This is a genomic window from Streptomyces aureocirculatus (genome assembly GCF_000720475.1).
Classification (GTDB): Bacteria; Actinomycetota; Actinomycetes; order Streptomycetales; family Streptomycetaceae; genus Streptomyces; species Streptomyces aureocirculatus.
Genome location: NZ_JOAP01000007.1, coordinates 1 through 24,027, shown reverse-complemented (window position 1 = coordinate 24,027; position 24,027 = coordinate 1). Strand labels below are relative to the sequence as shown.

General features: G+C 72.3%; 21 protein-coding genes and 2 pseudogenes. 20 read left to right on the top strand and 3 right to left on the bottom strand.

The window, feature by feature from the left end; all coding sequences use genetic code 11:
- Positions 1-51 precede the first annotated feature (51 nt).
- The 14 genes from IG78_RS0108240 to IG78_RS41795 all read left to right on the top strand — a co-directional run bounded on the left by IG78_RS0108240 (position 52) and on the right by IG78_RS41795 (position 16,041).
- On the top strand, positions 52-906 hold the full coding sequence (locus IG78_RS0108240) for a glycosyltransferase family 2 protein (RefSeq protein WP_051852460.1): 855 nt from the start codon (positions 52-54) through the stop codon (positions 904-906).
- Between the two features lie 95 nt (positions 907-1,001).
- A complete protein-coding gene (locus tag IG78_RS0108235; protein ID WP_030560732.1) occupies positions 1,002-1,931 on the top strand; it encodes an ABC transporter permease in 930 nt (309 codons plus the stop codon).
- Positions 1,924-2,718: an ABC transporter ATP-binding protein gene (locus tag IG78_RS0108230; protein ID WP_030560731.1), complete on the top strand. Its 795-nt coding sequence runs from the start codon at positions 1,924-1,926 to the stop codon at positions 2,716-2,718. The genes IG78_RS0108235 and IG78_RS0108230 overlap by 8 nt, the downstream gene beginning before the upstream one ends.
- Positions 2,719-3,107: 389 nt before the next feature.
- Positions 3,108-4,010 (top strand): squalene synthase HpnC, encoded by a 903-nt coding sequence (gene hpnC, locus IG78_RS0108225; protein WP_030560730.1) that lies wholly within the window; start codon positions 3,108-3,110, stop codon positions 4,008-4,010.
- Positions 4,007-4,957 (top strand): presqualene diphosphate synthase HpnD, encoded by a 951-nt coding sequence (hpnD, locus tag IG78_RS0108220; RefSeq protein ID WP_030560729.1) that lies wholly within the window; start codon positions 4,007-4,009, stop codon positions 4,955-4,957. Before hpnC ends, hpnD begins: the two co-directional genes overlap by 4 nt.
- 34 nt (positions 4,958-4,991) lie before the next feature.
- Complete coding sequence (hpnE, locus tag IG78_RS0108215) at positions 4,992-6,473, top strand: hydroxysqualene dehydroxylase HpnE (protein WP_078964716.1); 1,482 nt, start codon at positions 4,992-4,994, stop codon at positions 6,471-6,473.
- Positions 6,470-7,594 (top strand): polyprenyl synthetase family protein, encoded by a 1,125-nt coding sequence (locus tag IG78_RS0108210; protein ID WP_030560727.1) that lies wholly within the window; start codon positions 6,470-6,472, stop codon positions 7,592-7,594. The genes hpnE and IG78_RS0108210 overlap by 4 nt, the downstream gene beginning before the upstream one ends.
- Positions 7,595-7,700: 106 nt before the next feature.
- Positions 7,701-9,713 carry a squalene--hopene cyclase gene (shc, locus tag IG78_RS0108205; RefSeq protein WP_030560726.1) on the top strand — a complete coding sequence of 671 codons (2,013 nt, stop codon included), beginning with the start codon at positions 7,701-7,703 and terminating at the stop codon, positions 9,711-9,713.
- The gene (locus tag IG78_RS0108200; RefSeq protein ID WP_030560725.1) at positions 9,713-10,363 is read left to right on the top strand and encodes a phosphorylase family protein; all 651 of its coding nucleotides are present in this window, start codon (positions 9,713-9,715) and stop codon (positions 10,361-10,363) included. Before shc ends, IG78_RS0108200 begins: the two co-directional genes overlap by 1 nt.
- Positions 10,364-10,368: 5 nt before the next feature.
- Complete coding sequence (gene hpnH, locus IG78_RS0108195) at positions 10,369-11,391, top strand: adenosyl-hopene transferase HpnH (protein WP_030560724.1); 1,023 nt, start codon at positions 10,369-10,371, stop codon at positions 11,389-11,391.
- Positions 11,392-11,475: 84 nt separating this feature from the next.
- Positions 11,476-13,548, top strand: a complete 2,073-nt coding sequence (gene dxs, locus IG78_RS0108190) for a 1-deoxy-D-xylulose-5-phosphate synthase (protein ID WP_030560723.1) — start codon at positions 11,476-11,478, stop codon at positions 13,546-13,548.
- A 172-nt stretch (positions 13,549-13,720) separates the two neighbouring features.
- Positions 13,721-15,115, top strand: a complete 1,395-nt coding sequence (locus tag IG78_RS0108185) for an aspartate aminotransferase family protein (RefSeq protein WP_030560722.1) — start codon at positions 13,721-13,723, stop codon at positions 15,113-15,115.
- A 115-nt stretch (positions 15,116-15,230) separates the two neighbouring features.
- Complete coding sequence (locus IG78_RS0108180; RefSeq protein WP_051852438.1) at positions 15,231-15,896, top strand: helix-turn-helix domain-containing protein; 666 nt, start codon at positions 15,231-15,233, stop codon at positions 15,894-15,896.
- A 22-nt stretch (positions 15,897-15,918) separates the two neighbouring features.
- A complete protein-coding gene (locus tag IG78_RS41795; protein ID WP_037684831.1) occupies positions 15,919-16,041 on the top strand; it encodes a DUF6126 family protein in 123 nt (40 codons plus the stop codon).
- A 24-nt stretch (positions 16,042-16,065) separates the two neighbouring features.
- Here IG78_RS41795 and IG78_RS0108170 read toward each other — a convergent pair whose 3' ends face one another.
- Positions 16,066-16,863: a tyrosine-protein phosphatase gene (locus IG78_RS0108170; protein WP_030560720.1), complete on the bottom strand. Its 798-nt coding sequence runs from the start codon at positions 16,861-16,863 to the stop codon at positions 16,066-16,068.
- A 447-nt stretch (positions 16,864-17,310) separates the two neighbouring features.
- Here IG78_RS0108170 and IG78_RS52615 point away from each other — a divergent pair.
- A pseudogene (locus IG78_RS52615) lies at positions 17,311-17,844 on the top strand (alpha-galactosidase); the annotation flags it as partial.
- On the opposite strand, the pseudogene IG78_RS52610 reads toward IG78_RS52615, so the two are convergent.
- Positions 17,844-17,936: pseudogene (locus IG78_RS52610) on the bottom strand (alpha-galactosidase); the annotation flags it as partial. The pseudogenes IG78_RS52615 and IG78_RS52610 sit on opposite strands and share 1 nt — an antisense overlap.
- A gap of 28 nt (positions 17,937-17,964) precedes the next feature.
- Here IG78_RS52610 and IG78_RS52605 point away from each other — a divergent pair.
- The 3 genes from IG78_RS52605 to IG78_RS0108155 all read left to right on the top strand — a co-directional run bounded on the left by IG78_RS52605 (position 17,965) and on the right by IG78_RS0108155 (position 20,205).
- Complete coding sequence (locus tag IG78_RS52605; RefSeq protein ID WP_225881933.1) at positions 17,965-18,210, top strand: GH36 C-terminal domain-containing protein; 246 nt, start codon at positions 17,965-17,967, stop codon at positions 18,208-18,210.
- A gap of 110 nt (positions 18,211-18,320) precedes the next feature.
- Positions 18,321-19,127, top strand: a complete 807-nt coding sequence (locus IG78_RS0108160) for an SGNH/GDSL hydrolase family protein (protein WP_030560718.1) — start codon at positions 18,321-18,323, stop codon at positions 19,125-19,127.
- A 208-nt stretch (positions 19,128-19,335) separates the two neighbouring features.
- Complete coding sequence (locus tag IG78_RS0108155; RefSeq protein WP_225881916.1) at positions 19,336-20,205, top strand: SIMPL domain-containing protein; 870 nt, start codon at positions 19,336-19,338, stop codon at positions 20,203-20,205.
- Positions 20,206-20,295: 90 nt separating this feature from the next.
- Here the strand turns inward: IG78_RS0108155 and IG78_RS0108150 are convergent, their stop codons facing one another.
- Complete coding sequence (locus IG78_RS0108150) at positions 20,296-20,907, bottom strand: TetR/AcrR family transcriptional regulator (RefSeq protein ID WP_030560716.1); 612 nt, start codon at positions 20,905-20,907, stop codon at positions 20,296-20,298.
- A gap of 152 nt (positions 20,908-21,059) precedes the next feature.
- Between IG78_RS0108150 and IG78_RS0108145 the strand changes: the two genes are divergently transcribed.
- Together IG78_RS0108145 and IG78_RS0108140 are read left to right on the top strand one after the other, a co-directional pair.
- Positions 21,060-22,346: an MBL fold metallo-hydrolase gene (locus IG78_RS0108145; RefSeq protein ID WP_078964715.1), complete on the top strand. Its 1,287-nt coding sequence runs from the start codon at positions 21,060-21,062 to the stop codon at positions 22,344-22,346.
- Between the two features lie 314 nt (positions 22,347-22,660).
- Positions 22,661-24,027 (top strand): ATP-binding protein (locus IG78_RS0108140; RefSeq protein WP_030560714.1); only part of this gene is annotated, 1,367 nt, incomplete at its 3' end.

Genomic DNA, 24,027 nt, shown 5'->3' with positions numbered 1-24,027 from the left:
ACACCGGAGAGGGCGGCCGCGCCGCTGAAGATCGGCGCGGTCGTCATCACCATGGGCAACCGCCCGCAGGAGCTGCGCGCCCTCCTCGACTCGGTCGCCAAGCAGGAAGGCGACCGGATCGAGGTGGTCGTCGTCGGCAACGGCGCCCCCGTGCCCGACGTCCCCGAGGGCGTGCGCACCATAGAGCTGCCCGAGAACCTGGGCATCCCCGGTGGCCGCAACGCGGGCATCGAGGCCTTCGTACCCGGCGCCGCCGACGGCACCGGCGTGGACATCCTGCTCTTCCTCGACGACGACGGGCTGCTCGCCCACACGGACACCGCGCAACGGTGCCGCGAGGCCTTCGCGGCGGACCCGGAGCTCGGGATCATCTCCTTCCGCATCGCCGACCCCGACACCGGCGTCACCCAGCGCCGCCACGTCCCGCGCCTGCGCGCCTCCGACCCGATGCGGTCCTCACGCGTGACGACCTTCCTCGGCGGCGCCAACGCCGTCCGCGCCAAGGTCATCGAGGAGGTCGGCGGCCTGCCCGACGCCTTCTTCTACGCGCACGAGGAGACCGACCTCGCCTGGCGCGCCCTGGACGCGGGCTGGATGATCGACTACCGCGCCGACATGGTGCTCTTCCACCCCACCACGGCCCCCTCGCGGCACGCCGTCTACCACCGCATGGTGGCCCGCAACCGCGTCTGGCTGGCCCGCCGCAACCTGCCCGCCGCCCTGATGCCGGTCTACCTCGGCGTATGGCTCCTGCTCACCCTCGCCCGGCGCCCCTCGCGGCCCGCGCTCAAGGCCTGGTTCGGCGGCTTCAAGGAGGGTTGGACCAGCCCGTGCGGACCCCGCCGTCCCATGAAGTGGCGTACGGTGTGGCGCCTGACACGACTGGGCCGACCTCCTGTCATCTGACAAGCTCGGGTCTGAGAACATTCGGGCCGTATCCCGGTCCCTGGCCCTCGCCTACGCCCGACCGGCCGCGCATCTGAAGACGAAAGTTTCCCCTCGTGAGTGAGACAACGCAGGACGGTGGAGTCGCGGTGACCGCGCCACCGTCGCCCGACGACGGGCTGCCCCCCGCGGAGCTCGCGGCCAAGTACGGCCTGTCCGTCAGCGGCGCCCGTCCCGGTCTTTTCGAGTACGTCAGCCAGCTCTGGGGCCGGCGCCACTTCATCCTCGCCTTCTCCCAGGCCAAGCTCACCGCCCAGTACAGCCAGGCCAAGCTCGGCCAGCTCTGGCAGGTGGCGACGCCGCTGCTCAACGCGCTCGTCTACTTCCTCATCTTCGGCCTGATCCTCAAGGCCGACCGGGGCATGTCCCGTGAGGTCTACATCCCGTTCCTGGTCACCGGTGTCTTCGTCTTCACCTTCACCCAGAGCTCGGTGATGGCGGGTGTGCGGGCCATCTCGGGCAACCTCGGCCTGGTGCGCGCGCTGCACTTCCCGCGCGCCTCGCTGCCCGTCTCCTTCTCGCTCCAGCAGCTCCAGCAGTTGCTCTTCTCGATGATCGTGCTGTTCGTGGTGGCGGTCGGCTTCGGCAGCTACCCGCGCCTGTCGTGGCTCCTCATCCCGCCGGTGCTCGCCCTGCAGTTCCTCTTCAACACCGGCCTCGCGCTCGTCATGGCGCGGCTCGGCAGCAAGACCCCGGACCTCGCCCAGCTCATGCCGTTCGTGATGCGCACCTGGATGTACGCGTCCGGCGTGATGTTCTCCATCCCGGTGATGCTCAAGGACCACCCGGCGTGGATCGGGGACATCCTGCAGTGGAACCCGGCCGCCATCTACATGGACCTGATGCGCTTCGCGCTCATCGACGGCTACGGCTCCGAGAACCTGCCGCCGCACGTCTGGGCGGTCGCGGCGGGCTGGGCCCTGCTCGTGGCGGCGGGCGGTTTCGTGTACTTCTGGAAGGCGGAGGAGAGGTACGGCCGTGGCTGACGACAAGAACGCGGGGACCGGCGACCGGACGCACGTCCCCACGGTCATCGCGGACGAGCTGCACATCGTCTACCGCGTGAACGGCGCGAAGACGGGCAAGGGCAGCGCCACCTCCGCCCTGAGCCGCATCCTGCGGGGCGGCGAGGAGCGCGGCGTCCGCAAGGTGCACGCGGTGCGCGGGGTCAGCTTCACGTCCTACCGCGGCGAGGCGATCGGCCTGATCGGTTCGAACGGCTCCGGCAAGTCCACGCTCCTGCGGGCCATCGCGGGCCTGCTCCCCGCCGAGCGGGGCAAGGTCTACACCGACGGCCAGCCCTCGCTGCTCGGTGTCAACGCGGCCCTGATGAACGACCTGACCGGTGAGCGCAACGTGATCCTCGGCGGGCTCGCCATGGGCATGAGCCGGGAGCAGATCAGGGCCCGCTACCAGGACATCGTCGACTTCTCCGGGATCAACGAGAAGGGTGACTTCATCACCCTGCCGATGCGCACCTACTCCTCCGGCATGGCCGCCCGCCTGCGGTTCTCCATCGCGGCCGCCAAGGACCACGATGTGCTGATGATCGACGAGGCGCTCGCCACCGGCGACCGCAAGTTCCAGAAGCGTTCCGAGGCCCGCATCCGTGAGCTGCGCAAGGAGGCCGGCACGGTCTTCCTGGTCAGCCACAACAACAAGTCGATCCGTGACACCTGCGACCGTGTGCTCTGGCTGGAGCGCGGCGAGCTGCGGATGGACGGGCCGACCGACGAGGTCATCAAGGAGTACGAGAAGTTCACCGGTAGGTAGCCGTTCAGCGGTAGGGAGCCGTTCACCGGTAAGCAGCCGTTCACCGGTAGGCAGCCGGATGGCGGTACGCCCGCCACGGCCGGACGGAGCAGGGCCCCGCCGGGACGCCCCGGCGGGGCCCTGCTCCGTTTCCGGACATCAAAAGCCCCACACGTCACGGGAGTTCGGGGAAGATTGAAGCCAATCGGTGCGTTGTTGTGATGCGCGAAACACCCCGACGACTCGGCGCGCGTTGTACAACGTAAGCTGTACCGGTGCTGAATAGCGGCAAGTGGGGCGATTTCGCGCGGCACCGGGGCACAGGGCATCGTCCGCCGGGCGGGGGCAGGGCGGCGTGTCCGAAATAGGATGTTTTAGGTCGGCAGTGTAGAACGGGAGATGTGACGGCAATGGCTACGGACGATCTCCGGCTCCGCGATGCGTCCGCCGTCCTCGACAAAGCCGCGGACGAGAACTTTCCCGTGGCCCCGTTCTTCCTCCCGCGCGCCTGGCGCGAGGACCTCATGGCCGTGTACGGCTACGCCCGTCTGGTCGACGACATCGGCGACGGCGACCTGGACCGCAGCGCCGCACACGCCCGCTACCTCGGCGCCGACCCGGCCGCCGCCGGTGACCCGCTCACCCTCCTCGACGCCTTCGAGGCCGATCTGCGGAAGGTCTTCACCGCGGGTCAGGACCCCGGCCACCCGCTCCTTCAGGCCCTGGTGCCCACCGTGCGCCGACGCGCTCTGACGCCCGAGCCCTTCCTCGGCCTGATCGCCGCCAACCGCCAGGACCAGCTCGTCAAGCGGTACGAGACCTTCGACGACCTGGTGGCCTACTGCGAGCTGTCCGCGAACCCCGTGGGCCGCCTGGTCCTCGCCATCACCGGCACCGCGACCCCCGAGCGCGTCCGCCTGTCGGACTCGGTGTGCACCGCGCTGCAGATCGTGGAGCACCTCCAGGACGTGCGCGAGGACCTGGCACGCGACCGCGTCTATCTCCCGGCCGAGGACATGCGGCGGTTCCACGTTCAGGAACGGGACCTGGCCGTACCCACAGCAGGCGCATCGGTGCGCGCACTGGTTGCATATGAAGCGGAACGCGCCCACCGCCTCCTGAATGAAGGCACCCCCCTCGTGGGTAGCGTCCACGGCAGGCTGAAGCTGCTGCTCGCCGGGTTCGTGGCAGGGGGAAGGGCGACCGTCGCGGCGATCGCCGCCGCCGGGTACGACGTAATTTTGAGGCCGCCGAAACCCACGAAGCCCCGTTTGCTGCGCGAGGTGGGAGCGGTTCTGCGAGGAGAGGGGTGAGCCGGACCGTGGAGTCAGAACCTCGCGTGTCCGCGCCGGTACTCGCCGCATACAGCTATTGCGAGACCGTCACGGGGCAGCAGGCACGCAATTTCGCGTACGGCATCAGGCTGCTGCCGACGCCCAAGCGGCGGGCGATGTCCGCGCTCTACGCGTTCTCCCGGCGCGTGGACGACATCGGCGACGGCACCCTCGCGCCGGAGGTGAAGCAGGCGCGGCTCGATGACACCCGGGCCCTGCTGACCCGGGTGCGCGACGGCGGCGTGGCGGAGGACGACACCGACCCCGTCGCGGTGGCGCTCAGCCATGCGGCCGGGCACTTCCCCATCCCGCTCGGCGGCCTCGACGAGCTGATCGACGGCGTCCTGATGGACGTGCGCGGCGAGACGTACGAGACCTGGGAGGACCTGAAGGGTTACTGCCGCTGTGTGGCCGGTGCCATCGGGCGGCTCTCCCTCGGCGTCTTCGGCACCGCACCGGGCGCGCCGAACGCGGAGCGCGCCCCGGAGTACGCGGACACGCTCGGGCTCGCGCTGCAACTCACCAACATCCTCCGTGACGTTCGCGAGGACGCCCTGGAGGGCCGTACCTACCTCCCCGCCGACGACCTCGCCAAGTTCGGCTGCGCCGACGGGTTCTCCAGGCCGGAGCCACCGGCCGGATCGGACTTCGCGGGGCTTGTGCACTTCGAAGTCCGCCGCGCGCGGGCCCTGTTCGCCGAGGGCTACCGCCTCCTGCCGATGCTCGACCGGCGCAGCGGCGCCTGTGTGGCGGCGATGGCGGGCATCTACCGCCGGCTGCTCGACCGCATCGAGAGAGAACCGGAGGCGGTCCTGCGGGGCCGCGTCTCACTGCCGGGACGCGAGAAGGCGTACGTCGCCGTGCGCGGTCTGTCCGGGCTCGACGCGCGCAGCGTCTCCCGGGGGACCGCCAGGAGGCGTACGTGATGCGCTTTCCCGGTGCAGCCGCAGCGGGGACGGCGTGTCGTCCCGGGCGGCGGGCAACCCTCCGCGTGACCTCGGCGTCCCAGACTGCAACCGCCGAAAGGGAGGACGCATGAGGCAGGACGACAGCCGCTCGGCGAAGGAGGCCGACAGCGCCGGTGGACGCGCGTCCGCCGTCGTCGTGGGCGGCGGCCTGGCCGGTGTCACCTCCGCCCTCGCGCTCGCCGACGCGGGCGTGGAGGTCACCCTGCTCGAAGGGCGCCCGCGCCTGGGCGGGCTGGCCTTCTCCTTCCAGCGCGGCGAGCTGACCGTCGACAACGGCCAGCACGTCTACCTGCGCTGCTGCACGGCCTACCGGTGGTTCCTCGACCGCGTCGACGGCGCCCATCTCGCGCCGCTGCAGGAACGTCTCGACGTACCCGTGCTCGACGCCCGCCGGCATCGCCTCGGACGGCTGCGCCGCACCGCGCTGCCCGTGCCGCTGCACCTGGCCGCGAGCCTCGCCACCTATCCGCATCTGTCGATCGCCGAACGCGCCGCCGTCGGCCGCGCGGCGCTCGCCCTCAAGGGACTCGACCCGGCCGACCCGGCGCTCGACAACCAGGACTTCGGGAGCTGGCTGGCCGCCCGCGGTCAGTCCGAGCGCGCCATCGAGGCGCTGTGGGACCTCGTCGGGGTCGCCACCCTCAACGCCGTCGCGGGCGACGCCTCGCTCGGGCTCGCCGCGATGGTGTTCAAGACCGGACTGCTCTCCGAGCCGGGCGCCGCCGACATCGGCTGGGCGCGGGTGCCCCTCGGTGACCTGCACGACGGGCTCGCCCGCAAGGCGCTCGACTCGGCGGGTGTGCGTACCGAACTGCGAACACGCGTCACCTCACTCTCCCGTCAAGGGAACGGAAGTTGGCGCGTGGAGGTTCCCGGCGAGGTCCTCGACGCGGACTCCGTGGTGCTCGCCGTGCCCCAGGCGGAGGCGCACGACCTGCTCCCCGACGGCGCCATCGACGACCCCGACCGGCTCCTCGCCATCGACAGCGCGCCGATCCTCAACGTCCACGTCGTGTACGACAGGAAGGTGCTCAAGCGGCCCTTCTTCGCCGCGCTCGGCACGCCCGTGCAGTGGGTCTTCGACCGGACTGAGGCCTCGGGGCTGCGCACCGGCCAGTACCTCGCGCTGTCCCAGTCCGCGGCCCACGGAGAGATCGACGCACCCGTGGCGGCGCTCAGGGAGCGCTATCTGCCGGAGCTCGAGCGCCTGCTGCCCGCCGCGCACGGCGCACGGGTGCTCGACTTCTTCGTGACCCGGGAGCGTACCGCCACTTTCGCGCCGACACCGGGCGTCGGGCGCCTGCGACCGAGCGCGCACACCCACGCGCCAGGCCTCTATCTGGCAGGCGCGTGGACCGCCACCGGCTGGCCCGCGACGATGGAAGGCGCTGTACGCAGCGGAATCACCGCGGCGCGGGCCGCCCTCACCGCCCTCGACCGCCCTCATGACCATCTCTTCGAGGAGGCGGCGTGACGCTCGACCTGCTGGGGCCCCCGCCCCACGGACCCCGCACCGGAATCAGAGGAGAGACCGTGCCGACTGTGCCCTCGGCCGAACCGGCCGCCGTGGACGTGACTGCGCTCCTTGAGCGCGGCCGGACACTGGCCACCCCGGTGCTGCGGTCCGCGGTGGACCGCCTCGCGCCGCCCATGGACACCGTCGCCGCCTACCACTTCGGCTGGATCGACGCCGACGGCAACCCCGCCGTCGGTGACGGGGGCAAGGCCGTGCGCCCGGCGCTCGCCCTGCTGTCCGCGGAGGCCGCGGGCGCCACCCCGGAGACCGGTGTGCCCGGCGCGGTCGCCGTCGAGCTCGTGCACAACTTCTCGCTCCTGCACGACGACCTGATGGACGGCGACGAGCAGCGCCGCCACCGCGACACCGTCTGGAAGGTGCACGGCCCCGCACAGGCGATCCTCGTCGGCGACGCCCTGTTCGCCCTCGCCAACGAGGTGCTCCTCGAACTCGGCACCGTCGAGGCGGGCCGTGCCACGCGGCGGCTGACCACCGCGACACGCGCCCTCATCGACGGCCAGGCGCAGGACATCTCCTACGAGCACCGCGAGCGGGTCACCGTCGAGGAGTGCCTGGAGATGGAGGGCAACAAGACCGGCGCCCTGCTCGCCTGCGCGGTCTCCATCGGCGCGGTGCTCGGCGGCGCCGACGACGCCACCGCAGACACCCTGGAGCGGTACGGCTACCACCTCGGACTCGCCTTCCAGGCCGTCGACGACCTGCTCGGCATCTGGGGCGACCCGGAGGCCACCGGCAAGCAGACGTGGAGCGATCTGCGCCAGCGCAAGAAGTCCCTGCCCGTGGTCGCCGCCCTCGCCGCGGGCGGCCCGGCCTCCGAGCGGCTCGGCGAGCTGCTCGCCGCCGACGCCAAGAGCAACGACTTCGACAGCTTCTCCGAGGCGGAGTTCGCCGTGCGTGCCGCCCTGATCGAGGAGGCGGGCGGCCGCGAGTGGACCGCCGACGAGGCGCGGCGGCAGCACGCCGTCGCCATCGAGGCGCTGGACGAGGTCCAGATGCCGGACCCGGTGCGGGCGCAGCTCAGCGCGCTCGCCGACTTCGTCGTCGTACGAAAGAGATGATCCCTATCGGCCCCAACTGAATCGCAGTCGCCGGCCGGTGTCCCTCCAGGGCCCCGGCCGACGGCGGACCCGGCAGACAAGAAGCACCTGCGGAGAAGGGGAAGCCATGACAGCGACGACCGACGGAAGCACCGGAGCGGTGACGCCCCGGGCAGCCTCGGCCACCGACACGACCGACACCACCCCCGCGGCGATCGGGACACTCGACGCCGCGGCCCGCGCCATACGACGGTCCACCGATTTCCTGTTGTCACGCCAGGACGCCCAGGGATGGTGGAAGGGCGATCTGGCCACCAATGTGACCATGGACGCCGAGGACCTGTTGCTCCGTCAGTTCCTGGGTGTACAGGACGAGGCGACGAACCGCGCCGCCGGGCTCTTCATCCGCGGCGAGCAGCGCGCGGACGGTACCTGGGCCAGTTTCTACGGCGGGCCCGGCGAGCTCTCCGTCACCATCGAGGCGTATGTCGCGCTGCGGCTCGCGGGGGACGCTCCCGACGAGCCGCACATGGCCAGGGCGTCCGCCTGGATCAGGGAGCAGGGCGGCATCGCGTCCGCCCGTGTCTTCACCCGCATCTGGCTGGCCCTCTTCGGCTGGTGGAAGTGGGACGACCTGCCCGAACTGCCGCCCGAGCTCCTTTATTTCCCCAAGTGGTTCCCGCTCAACATCTATGACTTCGGGTGCTGGGCGCGGCAGACGATAGTGCCGCTGACCATTGTCTCCGCCAAGCGCCCCGTGCGTCCCGCGCCCTTCCCGCTGGACGAGCTGCACACCGACCCCCGGCTTCCCAACCCGGTCAGACCGCTCGCCCCCGTGGCGAGTTGGGACGGCGTCTTCCAGCGCCTCGACAAGGCGCTGCACCTCTATCACAAGATCGCGCCGCGCGGAGTGCGCAGGGCGGCCATGAACAGCGCGGCCCGCTGGATCATCGAGCGGCAGGAGAACGACGGCTGCTGGGGCGGCATCCAGCCGCCCGCCGTGTACTCCGTCATCGCCCTGCACCTGCTCGGGTACGACCTGGACCACCCGGTCCTCAAAGCAGGCCTTGAGTCCCTCGACCGGTTCGCGGTGTGGCGCGAGGACGGCGCGCGCATGATCGAGGCCTGCCAGTCGCCGGTGTGGGACACCTGCCTCGCGACGATCGCGCTCGCCGACGCCGGGGTGCCCGCCGACCATCCGCAGTTGGTGAAGGCCGCGGACTGGATGCTGGGCGAGCAGATCGTGCGGCCCGGCGACTGGTCGGTGCGCAGGCCGGGCCTCACCCCCGGCGGCTGGGCCTTCGAGTTCCACAATGACAACTACCCCGACATCGACGACACCGCCGAGGTCGTCCTCGCGCTGCGCCGGGTCGAGCACCCGGACCGGGCCCGCATGGAGCACGCCATCGCACGCGGAGTGCGCTGGAACCTCGGCATGCAGTCGAAGAACGGCGCCTGGGCCGCCTTCGACGTCGACAACACCAGCTCCTTCCCCAACCGCCTGCCGTTCTGCGACTTCGGCGAGGTCATCGACCCGCCCTCCGCCGACGTCACCGCGCACGTGGTGGAGATGGCCGCCTACGAGGGTCTGGCCGACGACCCCCGCACCCGGCGCGGCGTCGAGTGGCTGCTCGCCGAACAGGAGGCGTTCGGCGGCTGGTTCGGGCGCTGGGGCGTCAACTACGTCTACGGCACGGGATCGGTCCTGCCCGCCCTCACCGCCGTCGGGATGCCCGGCTCGCACCCGGCGATCCGGCGCGCGGTCGCCTGGCTGGAATCCGTGCAGAACGACGACGGCGGCTGGGGCGAGGACCTGCGCTCCTACCGCGAGGAGCAGTGGATCGGGCACGGTGCCTCCACCGCATCGCAGACCGCCTGGGCGCTGATCGGGCTGCTCGCGGCCGGGGAGCGGGACTCCAGGGCGGTGGAGCGCGGCGTGGAGTGGCTCGCCCGGACGCAGCGGGACGACGGCTCCTGGGACGAGCCGTACTTCACCGGCACCGGCTTCCCCTGGGACTTCTCCATCAACTACCACCTCTACCGGCAGGTCTTCCCGCTGACGGCGCTCGGCCGGTACGTCAACGGCGAGCCGTTCGCCGGTGTCGCCGGTGTCTCCCGTGCCTCCGGCAAGGGAAGCTGATGACCCGGACCCCGGCCCGGCCGGACCCCGCACCCCTCCTCGTCGCCTGTGCGCTCGGCATCGAGCACCTCGCCCTGCGCACCGGCGACCGGGGCGGCGCGGGCGGGGCCATGACCGTGCTGCGGACGGGCATGGGCCCCAAGGCCGCCGAGCGCGCCGTCACCAAGGCGCTCGGCACGCCCGCCCTGCACGACGCCGCCGTCGTGGCCACGGGCTTCTGTGCCGGTCTCGCACCCGGCATGCACCCCGGCGACCTGGTCGTCGCCGAGGAGACCCGGCACGACGGCGGCCGCACCCCCTGCGTAGGCACCCGGACCCTGGTGCGGGAGCTGGGGCGGGCGCTGCCCCGGCGCACCGTGCACACCGGGCCGCTCACCGGTTCCGACCACGTCGTCCGCGGCCATGAGCGCGCCGCCCTTTTCGCCACCGGCGCCATCGCGGTGGACATGGAGTCCGCCGTCACGCTGCACAGCGCCGTGACGGCGGGAACCCGGCCGGTTGCGGCCGTCCGGGTGGTCGTGGACGCCCCACAGCACGAACTCGTACGGATCGGCACGGTGCGCGGAGGAATATCGGCCTTCCGCGTTCTCCGTGCCGTGCTTCCCGCTTTCTTCGAATGGCACCGTTCTTCGCTGCTCCCCCGGAGGTGAGCCAGATGGCCATGCCGCTGCGCCAGTCAATCAAGGTCGCGACGTACCTGATGGAACAGAAACTGCGCAAGCGGGACAAGTTCCCGCTGATCGTCGAGTTGGAACCGCTTTTCGCGTGCAATTTGAAGTGTGAGGGCTGCGGCAAGATCCAGCACCCGGCCGGTGTGCTCAAGCAGCGCATGCCGGTGGCGCAGGCCGTGGGCGCCGTTCTGGAGTCGGGCGCGCCGATGGTGTCGATCGCCGGTGGCGAGCCGTTGATGCACCCGCAGATCGATGAGATCGTGCGGCAGTTGGTCGCCAAGAAGAAGTACGTTTTCCTTTGCACCAATGCCATGCTGCTGCGCAAGAAGATGGAAAAGTTCAAGCCCTCGCCCTATTTCGCGTTCGCCGTGCACATCGACGGAATGCGGGAGCGGCACGACGAGTCGGTGGCGAAGGAGGGGGTGTTCGACGAGGCGGTCGAGGCCATCAAGGAGGCCAAGCGGCGCGGCTTCCGGGTGACCACCAACTCGACCTTCTTCAATACCGACACCCCGCAGACGATCATCGAGGTCCTGAACTTCCTCAATGACGAACTGCAGGTCGACGAGATGATGCTGTCGCCCGCCTACGCCTATGAGAAGGCACCCGACCAGGACCACTTCCTGGGTGTCGAGCAGACCCGTGAACTGTTCAAGAAGACCTTCGCCGGCGGCAACCGGCGGCGCTGGCGGCTGAACCACTCGCCGCTGTTCCTCGACTTCCTCGAGGGCAAGGTCGACTTCCCGTGCACGGCGTGGGCGATCCCCAACTACTCACTCTTCGGCTGGCAGCGCCCCTGCTATCTGATGAGTGACGGCTACGTCCCGACGTACCGGGAGCTGATCGAGAAGACCGACTGGTCCAAGTACGGCCGCGGCAAGGACGAGCGGTGCGCCAACTGCATGGCGCACTGCGGCTACGAGCCGACGGCCGTGCTCGCCACCATGGGCTCCCTCAAGGAGTCCCTGCGCGCCATGCGCGAGACCGTCGCCGGCAACCGCGGGTGAGGGCCGTGCCCGCAACGCCGGTACGAGAGCGAGTCGCACGACCAGTAAGACGGTGAGTGGAGCAACCAGTAAGGGGGCCCGAGCATGACCATCCTGGAGACGATCAGGGGGCCGCGCGACCTGAAGGCGCTGTCCGAGCCGGTTCTGGGCGAACTGGCGGCGGAGATCCGGGAGTTCCTGGTGCACGCGGTCGCCAGGACCGGCGGCCATCTCGGGCCCAATCTGGGGGTGGTGGAGCTCACCATCGCCCTGCACCGGGTCTTCGAGTCGCCGGTCGACCGCATCGTGTGGGACACCGGCCACCAGAGTTACGTACACAAGTTGCTGACCGGGCGTCAGGACTTCTCGAAGCTGCGCGGCAAGGGCGGCCTTTCCGGCTATCCCTCGCGCGCGGAGTCCGTGCACGACATCGTCGAGAACAGCCACGCCTCGACCGCCCTCGGCTGGGCGGACGGCCTCGCCAAGGCCCACCAGGTGCTCGGTGAGCGCGGACACGTCGTGGCCGTCATCGGTGACGGCGCGCTCACCGGCGGCATGGCCTGGGAGGCGCTGAACAACATCGCGGCGGCGAAGGACCGGCCGCTGATCATCGTTGTGAACGACAACGAGCGGTCCTACGCCCCCACCATCGGCGGCCTCGCCGACCACCTGGCCACCCTGCGCACCACCGACAGCTATGAACAGGTCCTCGCCTGGGGCAAGGACGTCCTGGAGCGCACGCCCCTGATCGGGCGCACCCTGTACGAGTCGCTGCACGGCGCCAAGAAGGGCTTCAAGGACGCCTTCGCGCCGCAGGGCATGTTCGAGGACCTGGGCCTGAAGTACGTCGGGCCGATCGACGGCCACGACACCCGGGCCGTCGAGTCGGCGCTGCGGCGCGCGAAACGGTTCCACGGGCCGGTCATCGTGCACTGCCTGACCGAGAAGGGCCGTGGCTACGAGCCCGCGCTCGCCGACGAGGCGGACCGCTTCCACACCGTCGGCGTCATGGACCCGCTCACCTGCGAGCCGCTCGCCCCGTCCGGCGGACCCTCCTGGACCTCGGTGTTCGGCGAGGAGATCGTACGGATCGGTGCCGAGCGCGAGGACGTCGTGGCGATCACGGCGGCCATGCTGCACCCGGTGGGGCTCACCGGATTCGCCGCGGCCTATCCGGACCGGGTGTGGGACGTGGGTATCGCCGAACAGCACGCCGCCGTGGCCGCCGCCGGACTCGCCACGGGTGGGCTGCACCCCGTCGTCGCCGTCTACGCCACCTTCCTCAACCGCGCGTTCGACCAGCTCTTGATGGATGTCGCGCTGCACCGGTGCGGGGTCACGTTCGTGCTCGACCGGGCGGGGATCACCGGGGTCGACGGCGCCTCCCACAACGGCGTGTGGGACCTGTCCTTCCTCCAGGTCGTCCCCGGCCTCAGAATCGCCGCGCCCCGCGACGCCGACCAGTTGCGGGCCCAGTTGCGCGAGGCCGTCGCCGTCGACGACGCGCCGACGCTGCTGCGGTTCCCGAAGGAGTCGGTGGGTCCGGCGATTCCCGCCGTGGACCGGATCGGGGGGATGGATGTGCTGCGCCGGGGCCGCGCTTCCGGGGCCGGAACCGGGGCCGAAGCCGGGGCCGAAGCCGGGGCCGGGGCCGCCGAGGCCGTGGGAGGCGATGCCGCCGACGTGCTGCTCGTCGCCGTCGGCGTGATGGCGCCCGTGTGCCTACAGGCCGCCGACCTCCTCGCGGAGCGCGGCATCGGTTGCACGGTGGTCGACCCGCGCTGGGTGAAGCCCGTCGACCCGGAGCTGCCCCCGCTGGCGGCGCGCCACCGGCTCGTCGCGGTCGTCGAGGACAACAGCAAGGCGGCCGGGGTCGGCTCGGCGGTCGCGCTGGCCCTGGGCGAGGCCGAAGTGGACGTACCCGTACGGCGCTTCGGCGTGCCCGACCAGTTCCTGGCGCACGCCAAGCGCGGGGAGGTGCTCGCGGACCTGGGACTCACCCCCGTGGAGATCGCCGGAAGCATCGGTGCGACGCTCGCGCGCAAGGACGCGACCGGGGTCGCGGGCGTACGGGGGCAGGCGGGGCCGCCCGCCCGGGAGAAGACCGCCCCCGGTGGCCGGAGGAAGGCCGCCGCGCCCCGCCGCAAGAAGTCCGACGCGCCCGGCGAGGGGGACTGAGCGTGGGGCGTACGAGCCGAGGAGGACCGGGCGCGGCCTGCGCCGAGGGCACGGCCCGCGTTGACCGGGGAGGACCGGGCACGGTGCGTGCGGGCCGAGGAGAGCTGCGGATGGGGCGGGCGGGCCGAGCCGGACTGCGGAGGCAGCGCGTGCGAGTCGAGGGGAGTTGGGGATGACCAGCATGAACAAGGAGTTCGACCTCGGCAGGCTGCTCGCCGAGCGCAGCGGCGAGCGGTACGAGCTGCACACGCGCTACCTCAACCACCAACTGCCGCGCATGCTGCACACCATCGGCTTCGACAAGGTCTACGAGCGGGCCGAGGGCGCGTACTTCTGGGACGCCGACGGCAACGACTACCTGGACATGCTCGCCGGGTTCGGCGTCATGGGCCTCGGTCGGCACCACCCCGTCGTCCGCAAGGCCCTGCACGACGTCCTCGACGCCTCGCTGGCCGATCTCACCCGCTTCGACTGCCAGCCGCTCCCGGGCCTGCTCGCCGAGCAACTGCTGACCCACAGCCCGCATCTGGACCGGGTCTTCTTCGGCAACAGCGGCACCGAGGCCGTGGAGACGGCCCTGAAGTTCGCCCGGTACGCGACCGGCAGACCCCGCGTCCTGTACTGCGCGCACGCCTTCCACGGCCTGACCACAGGATCGCTCTCGGTCAACGGCGAGACGGGCTTCCGGGACGGCTTCGCCCCGCTCCTGCCCGACACGGCGGTACCGCTCGGCGACCTCGACGCGCTGCGCGGGGAGCTGGCGCGGGGCGACGTCGCCGCGCTGATCGTCGAGCCCGTCCAGGGCAAGGGCGTGCACGAGCCGCCGCCCGGCTATCTGCGCGCCGCCCAGGAACTGCTGCACCGGCACAAGGCGCTGCTGATCGCCGACGAGGTGCAGACGGGCCTCGGCAGGACCGGCGCCTTCTACGCCTACCAGCACGAGGAGGGCGTCGAGCCCGACCTGGTGTGCGTGGCCAAGGCGCTGTCCGGCGGCTATGTGCCGGTCGGCGCGACCATCGGCAAGGACTGGATCTTCAAGAAGGTCTACTCGTCGATGGACCGCGTCCTCGTGCACTCGGCGAGCTTCGGGTCCAACGCGCAGGCCATGGCGGCGGGGCTCGCCGTCCTCGCGGTCATGCGGGACGAGAAGGTCGTCGAGAACGCGCGGGTGACGGGGGAGCTCCTGAAGTCCCGGCTCGCCGCCCTCGTCGACCGCTATGAGCTGCTGAGCGAGGTGCGCGGCCGTGGCCTCATGGTCGGCATCGAGTTCGGCAGGCCGCGGTCGCTGAAGCTGCGCAGCCGCTGGACGATGCTCCAGGCGGCGCGCAAGGGCCTGTTCGCGCAGATGGTGGTCGTGCCGCTGCTGCAGAAGCACCGGATCCTCACCCAGGTCTCCGGCGACCACCTGGAGGTCATCAAGCTGATCCCGCCGCTCACGGTGGGGGAGCGGGAGGTCGACCGGTTCGTCGAGGCCTTCACCGCCGTGATGGACGACGCGCACGGCGGCGGCGGGCTGATGTGGGACTTCGGCAAGACACTGGTGAAGCAGGCGGTGGCCAACAAGTAGCGGTGGCCGACGGCCAGGTCTTCCACGCGGTGGCCGACAGCCAGGTCGTCAGGAGGGATTTTGCCCCAGGGGCAAGAAAGTTGCCCCTGGGGCAACACTCTGGCTGAATCGACACATGAACCCCGCCGACGCCGACGCCGACGCCGACCCCGCCCCCGAAGCCGCCGACCCGGCACCACCGGTCGACGCCCTGCCGGCCGTCGCCCCCCAGCTCCGGGAGCTGCGCCGCCGCGCCGCCCTCACCCTGGAGGCGGCGGCCCGCGCGGCCGGTCTCTCACCGGCACACCTCTCCCGCCTGGAGACCGGGCAGCGCCAGCCGTCGCTGCCCATGCTCCTGGCGCTGGCCCGTACCTACGGTACGACGGTCTCCGAGCTGCTCGGCGAGACGCCCGCCGACCGGGACGCCGTCGTCCGCGCCCCGGACATGGAGCCCACCGCGGCCGGCGGCTGGACGTACTGGCAGGCGGGCGCGCCCGGCCGGGGCATGCAGGCGCTGCGCGTGCACGTCCCGCACGGCGCCCAGGGTGACATCGTGCGGGTGCACGCGGGCGAGGAGTGGCTGTACGTCCTCAAGGGGCGGCTGCGGCTCCGGCTCGGCGACACCGCGTACACGCTCGCGCCCGGGGACAGCGCGCACTTCGACTCGCTGACCCCGCACCGGATCGCCGCCGCGGATCCCGGCGGGGCCGACTTCCTCTTCGTCCACACCTTGCTGCAGAGCCCCGCCACCGCGCTGTGTCTCGGCGGCACCACCCAGGGAGGCAGACATGACGGAATCTGAACCGCAGGAGCCCCGACGCCGGATGGTCCTTGAGGAGAAGTTCCCCCGCGCCCTGTGGGTCCGGCTGATCATCTACGTCGCCGTGGGGCACGTGTTCGCGTTCTTCGTCTATCTGCTGTTCGTGCTCGGCGGCCGGAACCAGTGAGCCGGGAGCGGCCGTCGCCCGCCGTCAGTCCAGGAGCCGCTCGCGCAGCCGCTCCCGGGTCCGCGGCGTGAGACCGAGGCCGCGCGCCAGGTAGGTCTCGGTGTCGCCCCAGTTCTGCTCGATGGTCTCGAAGGCCGCCGCCAGATACTCGGCGCGGGCGTCGAACAGCGGGCTCAGGAGCTCAAGGACCTCGGGGGACGTCGCGTCCGCCGACGAACTGCTGCGGCGCACCTTGTAGCGGCGGTGCGCGGCGTTCGACTTCAGGTAGTCCGCCAGGATCGCGTCGCGCTCCACGCCGACCGCGAGGAGCGTCACCGCTATCGAGAGACCCGCCCGGTCCTTGCCCGCCGCACAGTGCATGAGCGCGGGGACGCTGTCCTCGGCGAGCGCGCGGAGCACCTGGCCGTGCTCGGCCGTGCGCTCCTTGATGATCATGCGGTACGAGGAGGACATCCGGCCCGCCGCCCGCCCGTCGGACAGCGCCGCGCGCAGTTGGTCGAGGTCGCCGTCGCGGACCATCCTCCAGAACTCGGCGCCGTCCGCCGGGTCCGACAGCGGCAGGTTCACGTTCCGCACACCCGGCAGCTCCACGTCCGGGCCCTCAAGACGCTGGTCGGCGGCGTTGCGGAAGTCGAAGACCGTGTGCAGACCGAGGGAGGTGAGGAACGCCGCGTCGGCCGCCGTGGCGTGCGCGAGATGGCCGCTGCGGAACAGCACACCGTGCCGCACCCGGCGACCGTCCACCGTCGGAAGCCCGCCCACGTCACGGAAGTTGCGCACGCCTGCCAGCTCGGGCTCGGTCGACGGGACCTGCTGCGTCACGGGGTCTCCTCCTGCTCGGGGCGGCACGCGTCGATGGTTGCGCCTTCGACGAATGGTTGCGCCTTCGACGATACGACATGGGTTCCTGAGGCAATCAGTCGTGCCACCGGGGTGCCCAGAGGCCCTCGCGGGGCGTGCGGGGACCGCGCACGCGGGGGTGCGCAGGCGTTGCCCGGCGGGCGCCGGGGCTCAAAGATGTGCGTACCCGTGCGTACCCGTGCGTGCCTGTGGGGGATCCGCCCCGGCGGCTGTGGAGGTGTGATGACCGAGGTCGGCGCGGACGCCCGTACCTGGCTCCTTACGGGCCCCACCAGCAGCTACGCCCCGCGCCTCACGGACCGTGACGAGCTGCTGCATCCGCACTGGGGCCCGCGGATCGCGCTCGCGGACGCCGGGGCCCTGGCCGCCGCGCCGCTGCCGCCCGAGCGGCCCTTCGAGTCCCGGCTCGCGGGACTGTGGAGCGACGGCGGCTTCGGCGGGGCGAGCCGGGCCTGGCACGCGTACCAGCGCACCCATGTCATCCCGGACGCGGACGAGGTGCGGCCCGTGCTCTACAACTCCTGGGAGGCCTCCGGCTTCGACATCTGCGAGGAGCAGCAGCGGGCGCTCGCCGTGCGGGCCGCGGCCCTCGGTGTGGAGCTGTTCGTCGTCGACGACGCCTGGTTCGGCGAGCGCGTCTGCGACCGGGCGGGGCTCGGCGACTGGACGCCCAACCCCGACCGCTTCCCCCGCGGTCTCAAACCGCTCGCCGACGAGGTGCGCGCCCTCGGCATGCGGTTCGGCGTCTGGGTCGAACCCGAGATGGTCAACCCCTACAGCGACCTGTACCGCGCGCACCCGGACCGGGTGCAGCACCACCCCGGCCGCACCCGCACCGAGTACCGCAACCAGCTCGTCCTCAACCTGGCCCGCGACGACGTCAGGGCCCACCTGCGGGAACGCCTCGACGCCCTCCTGTCGTCCGCCCCGATCGACTATGTGGACGTCCAGACCTGGTCGGTGCGGGAGAGGACACCGAGGTCGACGCGGCCGCCGCCGCCCGAGCAGGACTCGAAGGCGACACCTGTACCGGCGCGCGCCCCCGACGGCGGGCCGAGCGCCGTGCAGTACGTCCTCGGGGACGAGGCCGTGGTGCTCGCCGTGCTCCCCGCGCAGGCGTACGGGCAGGAGCCGCCGCCGGTCAGGCTGCGGGGTCTCGACCCGGCCGCCGCGTACGAGTGCCGGGAGACGGGCGAGGTGCACCGGGGTGCGGTCCTGCTCCACCACGGGCTGCGCACCGGCCTGCGGGGCGACCTCGACGCGGCCGTCCTCCAACTGCGGCGGGTCACGGCGGCCGCCGGTGCCTGATCCGTGCGTATTCCGGGTTGGTGCAATCTTGACCGGTGGCTTATCTCACCCCTCGTCAACCCCTTATTACGGTGGCGTAGGTCACTTGGCGGAAGGAAAGATGTGACGACGTGACAGCAGAGTCGACAACCTTCAGCAAACACGCCATCCCGGACACCTTCACCTCCTACGCAGCGGTCGGCGACAGCTTCACCGAAGGCGTGGGGGACCCCGGCCCCGACGGCACCTTCGTCGGCTGGGCAGACCGGCTCGCCGTCCTGCTCGACGACCGCGTGCCCGAGCACTCCTTCCGGTACGCGAACCTCGCCGTGCGCGGCAAACTCCTCGACCAGATCGTCGCGGACCAGGTCCCGCGGGCCAAGGAGCTCGGCCCCGACGTGGTCACGTTCGCCGCGGGCGGCAACGACATCATCCGTCCGGGGACCGACCCGGACGAGGTCGCCGAGCGCTTCGAGAGAGCCGTCGCGGACCTCGCGTCCGCCGTCGGCACCGTCGTCGTCACCACGGGCTTCGACACCCGGCGCGTGCCGCTCCTCAAGCACCTGCGCGGCAAGATAGCCACGTACAACGGCCATGTCCGCGCGGTCGCCGACCGCTACGGCTGCCCGGTGCTCGACCTGTGGTCGCTGAAGTCCGTGCAGGACCGGCGCGCCTGGGACACCGACCGGCTGCACCTGTCGCCCGAGGGGCACACCCGCGTGGCCATGCGGGCCGGACAGGTGCTCGGCATCGAGGTGCCCGCCGATCCGGAGCAGCCCTGGCCGCCGCTGCCGCCGCGCGGTCCCCTGGAGGGGCGGCGCGACGACATCCAGTGGGCGCGCGAACACCTGGTGCCGTGGATCGGCCGGAGGCTGCGGGGCGAGTCGTCCGGGGACCATGTGGCGGCGAAGCGCCCCGATCTCATGCCGCTGCTCTGATACGGCTCGGCTGCCTCGGCTCGGTCGCCCCCGTACGGCTGCCCCGGTGCCGCAGGCGGAATGCCGCCGTCTCGATGGGACCACTGATGCGACCGGTGAGGTGACAGGGCGGGAGTGGCGGAGCCGTGCGCGGGCGCGCGGGTGCTGGGATGTCGGCCAGCCGTCCCCGTGGGGGCGGAAGACCGCCACAGCGGAAGGACTCCCGCCCATGCCCGCAGCCCCGCGCCCGCCCACCCGCGCCCCTCGTGCTCCCGCTGCCGCCGCCGTCCCGCACCCGGACCCGCGGGCCCGGCGTGCCGTACGCCTGCTCCCGCCCGTGCGCGTGCTCACCGCCGCCCTCGTCGCGCTCGCCGCCCTCGGACTGCCCGCGGCCCTCGCCGGGCCCGCCGCCGCCGAAGGGGCGCCCGCCGTGTCCGCCCCGGCCGGGGCCCCCGCGGCCACCAGCCCCGAGCCCGCCCCGGCCACGGTGACCGTCACCGGTACGGGCTCCGCGAGCGCCGCGCCCGATCTCGCCGTGGTCGGCGTGGCCGTCGAGGTCACCGCGCCGACGGCGGAGAAGGCCCTCGCCGCCCAGCACGCCGCCGCCGACGCGCTGCTCGGCGCGCTGCGCAGGCTCCGCGTCGCCGACCGGGACATCCGCACGGACAGCCTGGAGCTCTCGGCCGTGTACGAGGACCGCGGCGGGGTGTCCAAGCTGAGCGGGTACCGGGCCGCGCAGAGCTTCAGCGTCAAGGTCCGCGTGCTGCGCCGCACCGGCCGGGTCATCAAGGCGGCGGCGGGCTCCGCGGGGGACGCCGTGCGCATCAACGGGGTGTCCTTCGACCTCGCCGACGCCCGCCCGCTGCGCGCGCGGTCCCGCCAGGCCGCGCACGAGGACGCCCGCGCCAAGGCCGAGCACTACGCGCGGCTGACCGGCCGCCACCTCGGCCGCCTCGTCTCCCTCAACGAGGCCGAGTCGAGCGCGCCGCGCCCCCTCGCGGTGTCCCCGGCGGCCTTCGCCAAGCAGGACGGGGTGCCCCTCGCGCCGGGGGAGATCGAGGACACGGTGTCGGTGGTGGCGGTGTACGAGTTGCGGTGAGGCAGTTGGGAGCGGGGTCCCGGCGGCAGCGGTGGCGACGGCCCCGGCCCCGGCCGGGGGGCGGGTTCGGAGCCGCGGTCGGCGGGCGGGTCAGGGTCGGAAGTCCGCCGGGGCCAGGCCGAGTTCGCGGGCCAGTGCCTCGTCCGCCCAGGAGCGGGTCCGGGCCCGGGACACCGCGCCCGGGTAGGCCGTCATCTGGACGGCGAGGCCGTCGAGGAAGGCGGTCAGACGCAGGGCCGCGGCCGCGGGATCGGGGCAGCGGAACTCACCCGCGGCCACGCCCTCCGCGATGACCTCGGCGAGCGCCGCCTTCCACCGGCGGTCGAGATCACGGGTGACCGACCGCAGCGCGGGCTCACGCAGTGCCGACGCCCACCCCTCGATCCACAGCCGCCACCCCTTGGCCGGGCCCGTCGGCGCGTACCAGCGCACGGCCGCACGCAGTCGGCGAACCGCGGAGGTGCGCCGGCCGAGGAGCCTGTGCAGATGGGAGAGGTCGCTCTCGGCGGCGTGCGCGAACGCGGCGGCGACAAGTTCGTCCTTGGTGGAGAAGTGGTACAGGACCAGGGCGTTGCTCACGCCGAGCGCGGCCGCGACGTCCGCGATGCGCACGGCGGCCACACCGCGCACCTCGATCTGCTCGACGGTGGCGGCCAGCAGCTCAGCCCGCCGCTCCGCCACGCTCAACCGCACTCTTGTCACGCCGTGCACCCTACCTACGCGGCTACGCGCGTCACGCCGGGCGGCTACCGGGTCGCCGCCGCCGTCCCCGTGGCGAGTACGGGCCCGACGAGCGTCCGCGGAGGGGGAGCACATAATGGGGGAGCCTGAGCAATCCTGTTTCTGGAGGTGCCGTGTCCCGGTTCTCGAGCTCCCGGCTGCGTTCGCTGCGGTCCGCCGCGTTCGGTGCGGATCCCGCGGGCGCGCGCCTCGCGCGCATCCGCCGCTCGCCGAACTTCGCCGACGGCTCGTTCCAGAACCCGGTGGGTGCCCGGACCAGGCCGTCCGGGTCCGCCCTGGAATTCGCGAAGATCTACTTCCGCAAGGAGCAGCGGGCCCGCCGCGCGCCGGCCCACCCGGTGCCGGTGCACGCGACGACCCTCGCCGATCTCGCCAGGACCCCGGCGAGCGGGCTCCGGCTCACCTGGATGGGGCACTCCACCGTCCTCGCCGAGATCGACGGTCACCGGGTGCTCTTCGACCCCGTGTGGGGTGAGCGCTGCTCGCCGTTCCCCTTCGCGGGGCCGAAGCGGCTGCATCCGGTGCCGGTGCCCCTGGCGGCGCTCGGCCCGGTCGACGTGGTCGTCATCTCGCACGACCACTACGACCACCTGGACATGCCCAGCATCAAGGCCCTGGCCGGCACGGACACGGTCTTCGCGGTGCCACTCGGCGTCGGCGCGCACCTGGAGCACTGGGGTGTGCCCGCCGGCCGGTTGCGCGAGCTGGACTGGCACGAGTCCACCGAGGTCGGCGGCCTGACCCTCACGGCGACACCCGCACGGCACTTCTGCGGCCGCGGCCTGCGCAACCAGCAGCACACGCTGTGGGCGTCCTGGTGCGTGCGCGGCCCCGAGCACCGCGTCTTCCACAGCGGTGACACCGGCTACTTCCCCGGCTTCAAGGACATCGGTGCCGAGCACGGCCCGTTCGACGCCACGATGATCCAGATCGGCGCCTACTCGGACTTCTGGCCCGACATCCACATGCGTCCCGAAGAGGGCATGCGCACCCACCTCGACCTCCAGGGCGGCCGGGCGCACGGTGTGTTCCTGCCCATCCACTGGGGCACGTTCAACCTCGCCCCGCACCCCTGGGCCGAGCCGGGCGAGGGCACGCTCGCCGCGGCCCGCGCCGAGGGAGCCACGGTCGCCCTGCCGATCCCCGGCGAGCCCTTCGAACCGGCGTCCGGCCCGGTGCCCGACCTGCCGTGGTGGCGGTCCTGCGCGGGGGAAGCGGCAGCGGCCCACGAGGCCGAAGCCGCCCCTGAGCCCCCGGCCGCCCCTGAGCCCCCGGCCGCCCCGGAGGCCACGGGTACCCCGGGGAGCGTCGCGGAGGGCGCCACCGACGGCGGCCCGGGCGCTCACCGGCGCAAGCCGAGGCCGAACACTCCCGGGCCCGAGGTCGCCGGAGTGGGCTGACCCGTAGCCCCGACCCGCCGGTACGAAGCGGCGGACAGCACCGGCCGACGACGTGGGGGACTGACGTACGACCCCCACGTCGCTCGGACGTGCGAGTGTTTTCGGGCAACCGTGCGAGGCGTCATACCAGAGCGGGACGCTGCCTGCCGGAGTTCGTCAACTGCCCACCGCACATCCCGCGTCGACGACTACCGTGAGTGGCCGTCGGGCGACGCAGGGATCACATCAGGGCCTGCCGGCCGGCATCGCGATGCCATCGACGACGCGCCGCAGCGGTTCGCCGCGGCGTCCGTCGCAACGTACCGAGGACGCTGATGTCTCACCTTCGCGCACCGGCTCCACGCGCAGACCGCCGTGAGGGCGGCCGGCACGGCAGATCCGGGAGCCGCGCCGCCCCGCCGCTGCCCGAGACCCGCATACGGCCCCAGCTCCTGCGCATCGCCGTGCTGCCCGCCGTCGCCGTGGGACTGTGCGGCACGGCCGCCGTGCTCTCCCTGCTCCGGTCGGCCGGAACCCGCCCGGAGCCGCCGCTCCTCGCCGCGCTCGCCGCCGCCGCGGTCCTGGGACTCGTCTGCGTCGTGATCGCCGCCGTCGCCGCCGACCGGGCCGCCAGGTCGCTGCGCGACCGCGTCGTCGCGCTGCGCCGCGCCACCGCGCGCGGCCAGGAGGACCTGCGCGAACTCGTCGAACGGCTCCGCCGCGGCGACGCACCGCCCGCGCGGGGGCAGCAGCCCGCCCGGCACGCGGGCCCGGGCGGGGGCGCCGGGGACGAGCTCGGGCTGCTCGCCGAGGAGATGTCCCTGGCGCACGACGGCGCCGTCACCGCCGTCGTGCAGGCCGCGCAACTCTCCAGCCAGACGGGCAGCGAGCAGAAGGTGGAGGTCTTCGTCAATCTCGCCCGGCGCCTTCAGTCCCTCGTGCACCGCGAGATCTCGCTCCTCGACGACCTGGAGAACACCGTCGAGGACCCCGAACTGCTCAAGGGCCTCTTCCACATCGACCACCTCGCCACCCGCATCCGGCGGCACGCGGAGAACCTCGCCGTGCTCGGCGGCGCCATGTCCAGGCGCCAGTGGAGCAGGCCGGTGACCATGACGGAGGTCCTGCGGTCCTCGATCGCGGAGGTGGAGCAGTACTCACGGGTCAAGCTGGTGCCGCCGATCGAGGGCACCCTGCGCGGGCACGCCGTCGCCGACGTCATCCATCTGCTCGCCGAACTCGTCGAGAACGCCACCGTGTTCTCCGCCCCGCACACCCAGGTCCTGCTGCGCGCCAACCTCGTGACCGCCGGGCTCGCCGTCGAGGTCGAGGACCGCGGCCTCGGCATGCCCCTCGCCGAGCAGAGCCGGATGAACCGCCTGCTCGCCGACCCCGACCAGGTCAACGTCGCGAGCCTGCTCCAGGACGGGCGCATCGGGCTCTTCGTCGTCTCCGCGCTCGCCCGCAGGCACGGCATCGCGGTGCGCCTCCAGACCAACATCTACGGCGGGGTGCAGGCCGTCCTGATCGTGCCCCAGGGCCTCCTCGGCGCCGAGCCGGACGACACCCAGGTCACGGCCCGCGGCAGCGCCGGGGCCACGGCCGTGGGGCCGAGCGCCCCGAGCGGCCTCGTACCGGGCCCCCGCCAGGAACCCGCCCTGCCCGCCACCCCGCCCCCCTCCCCGTACGCGGTCCCCGACAC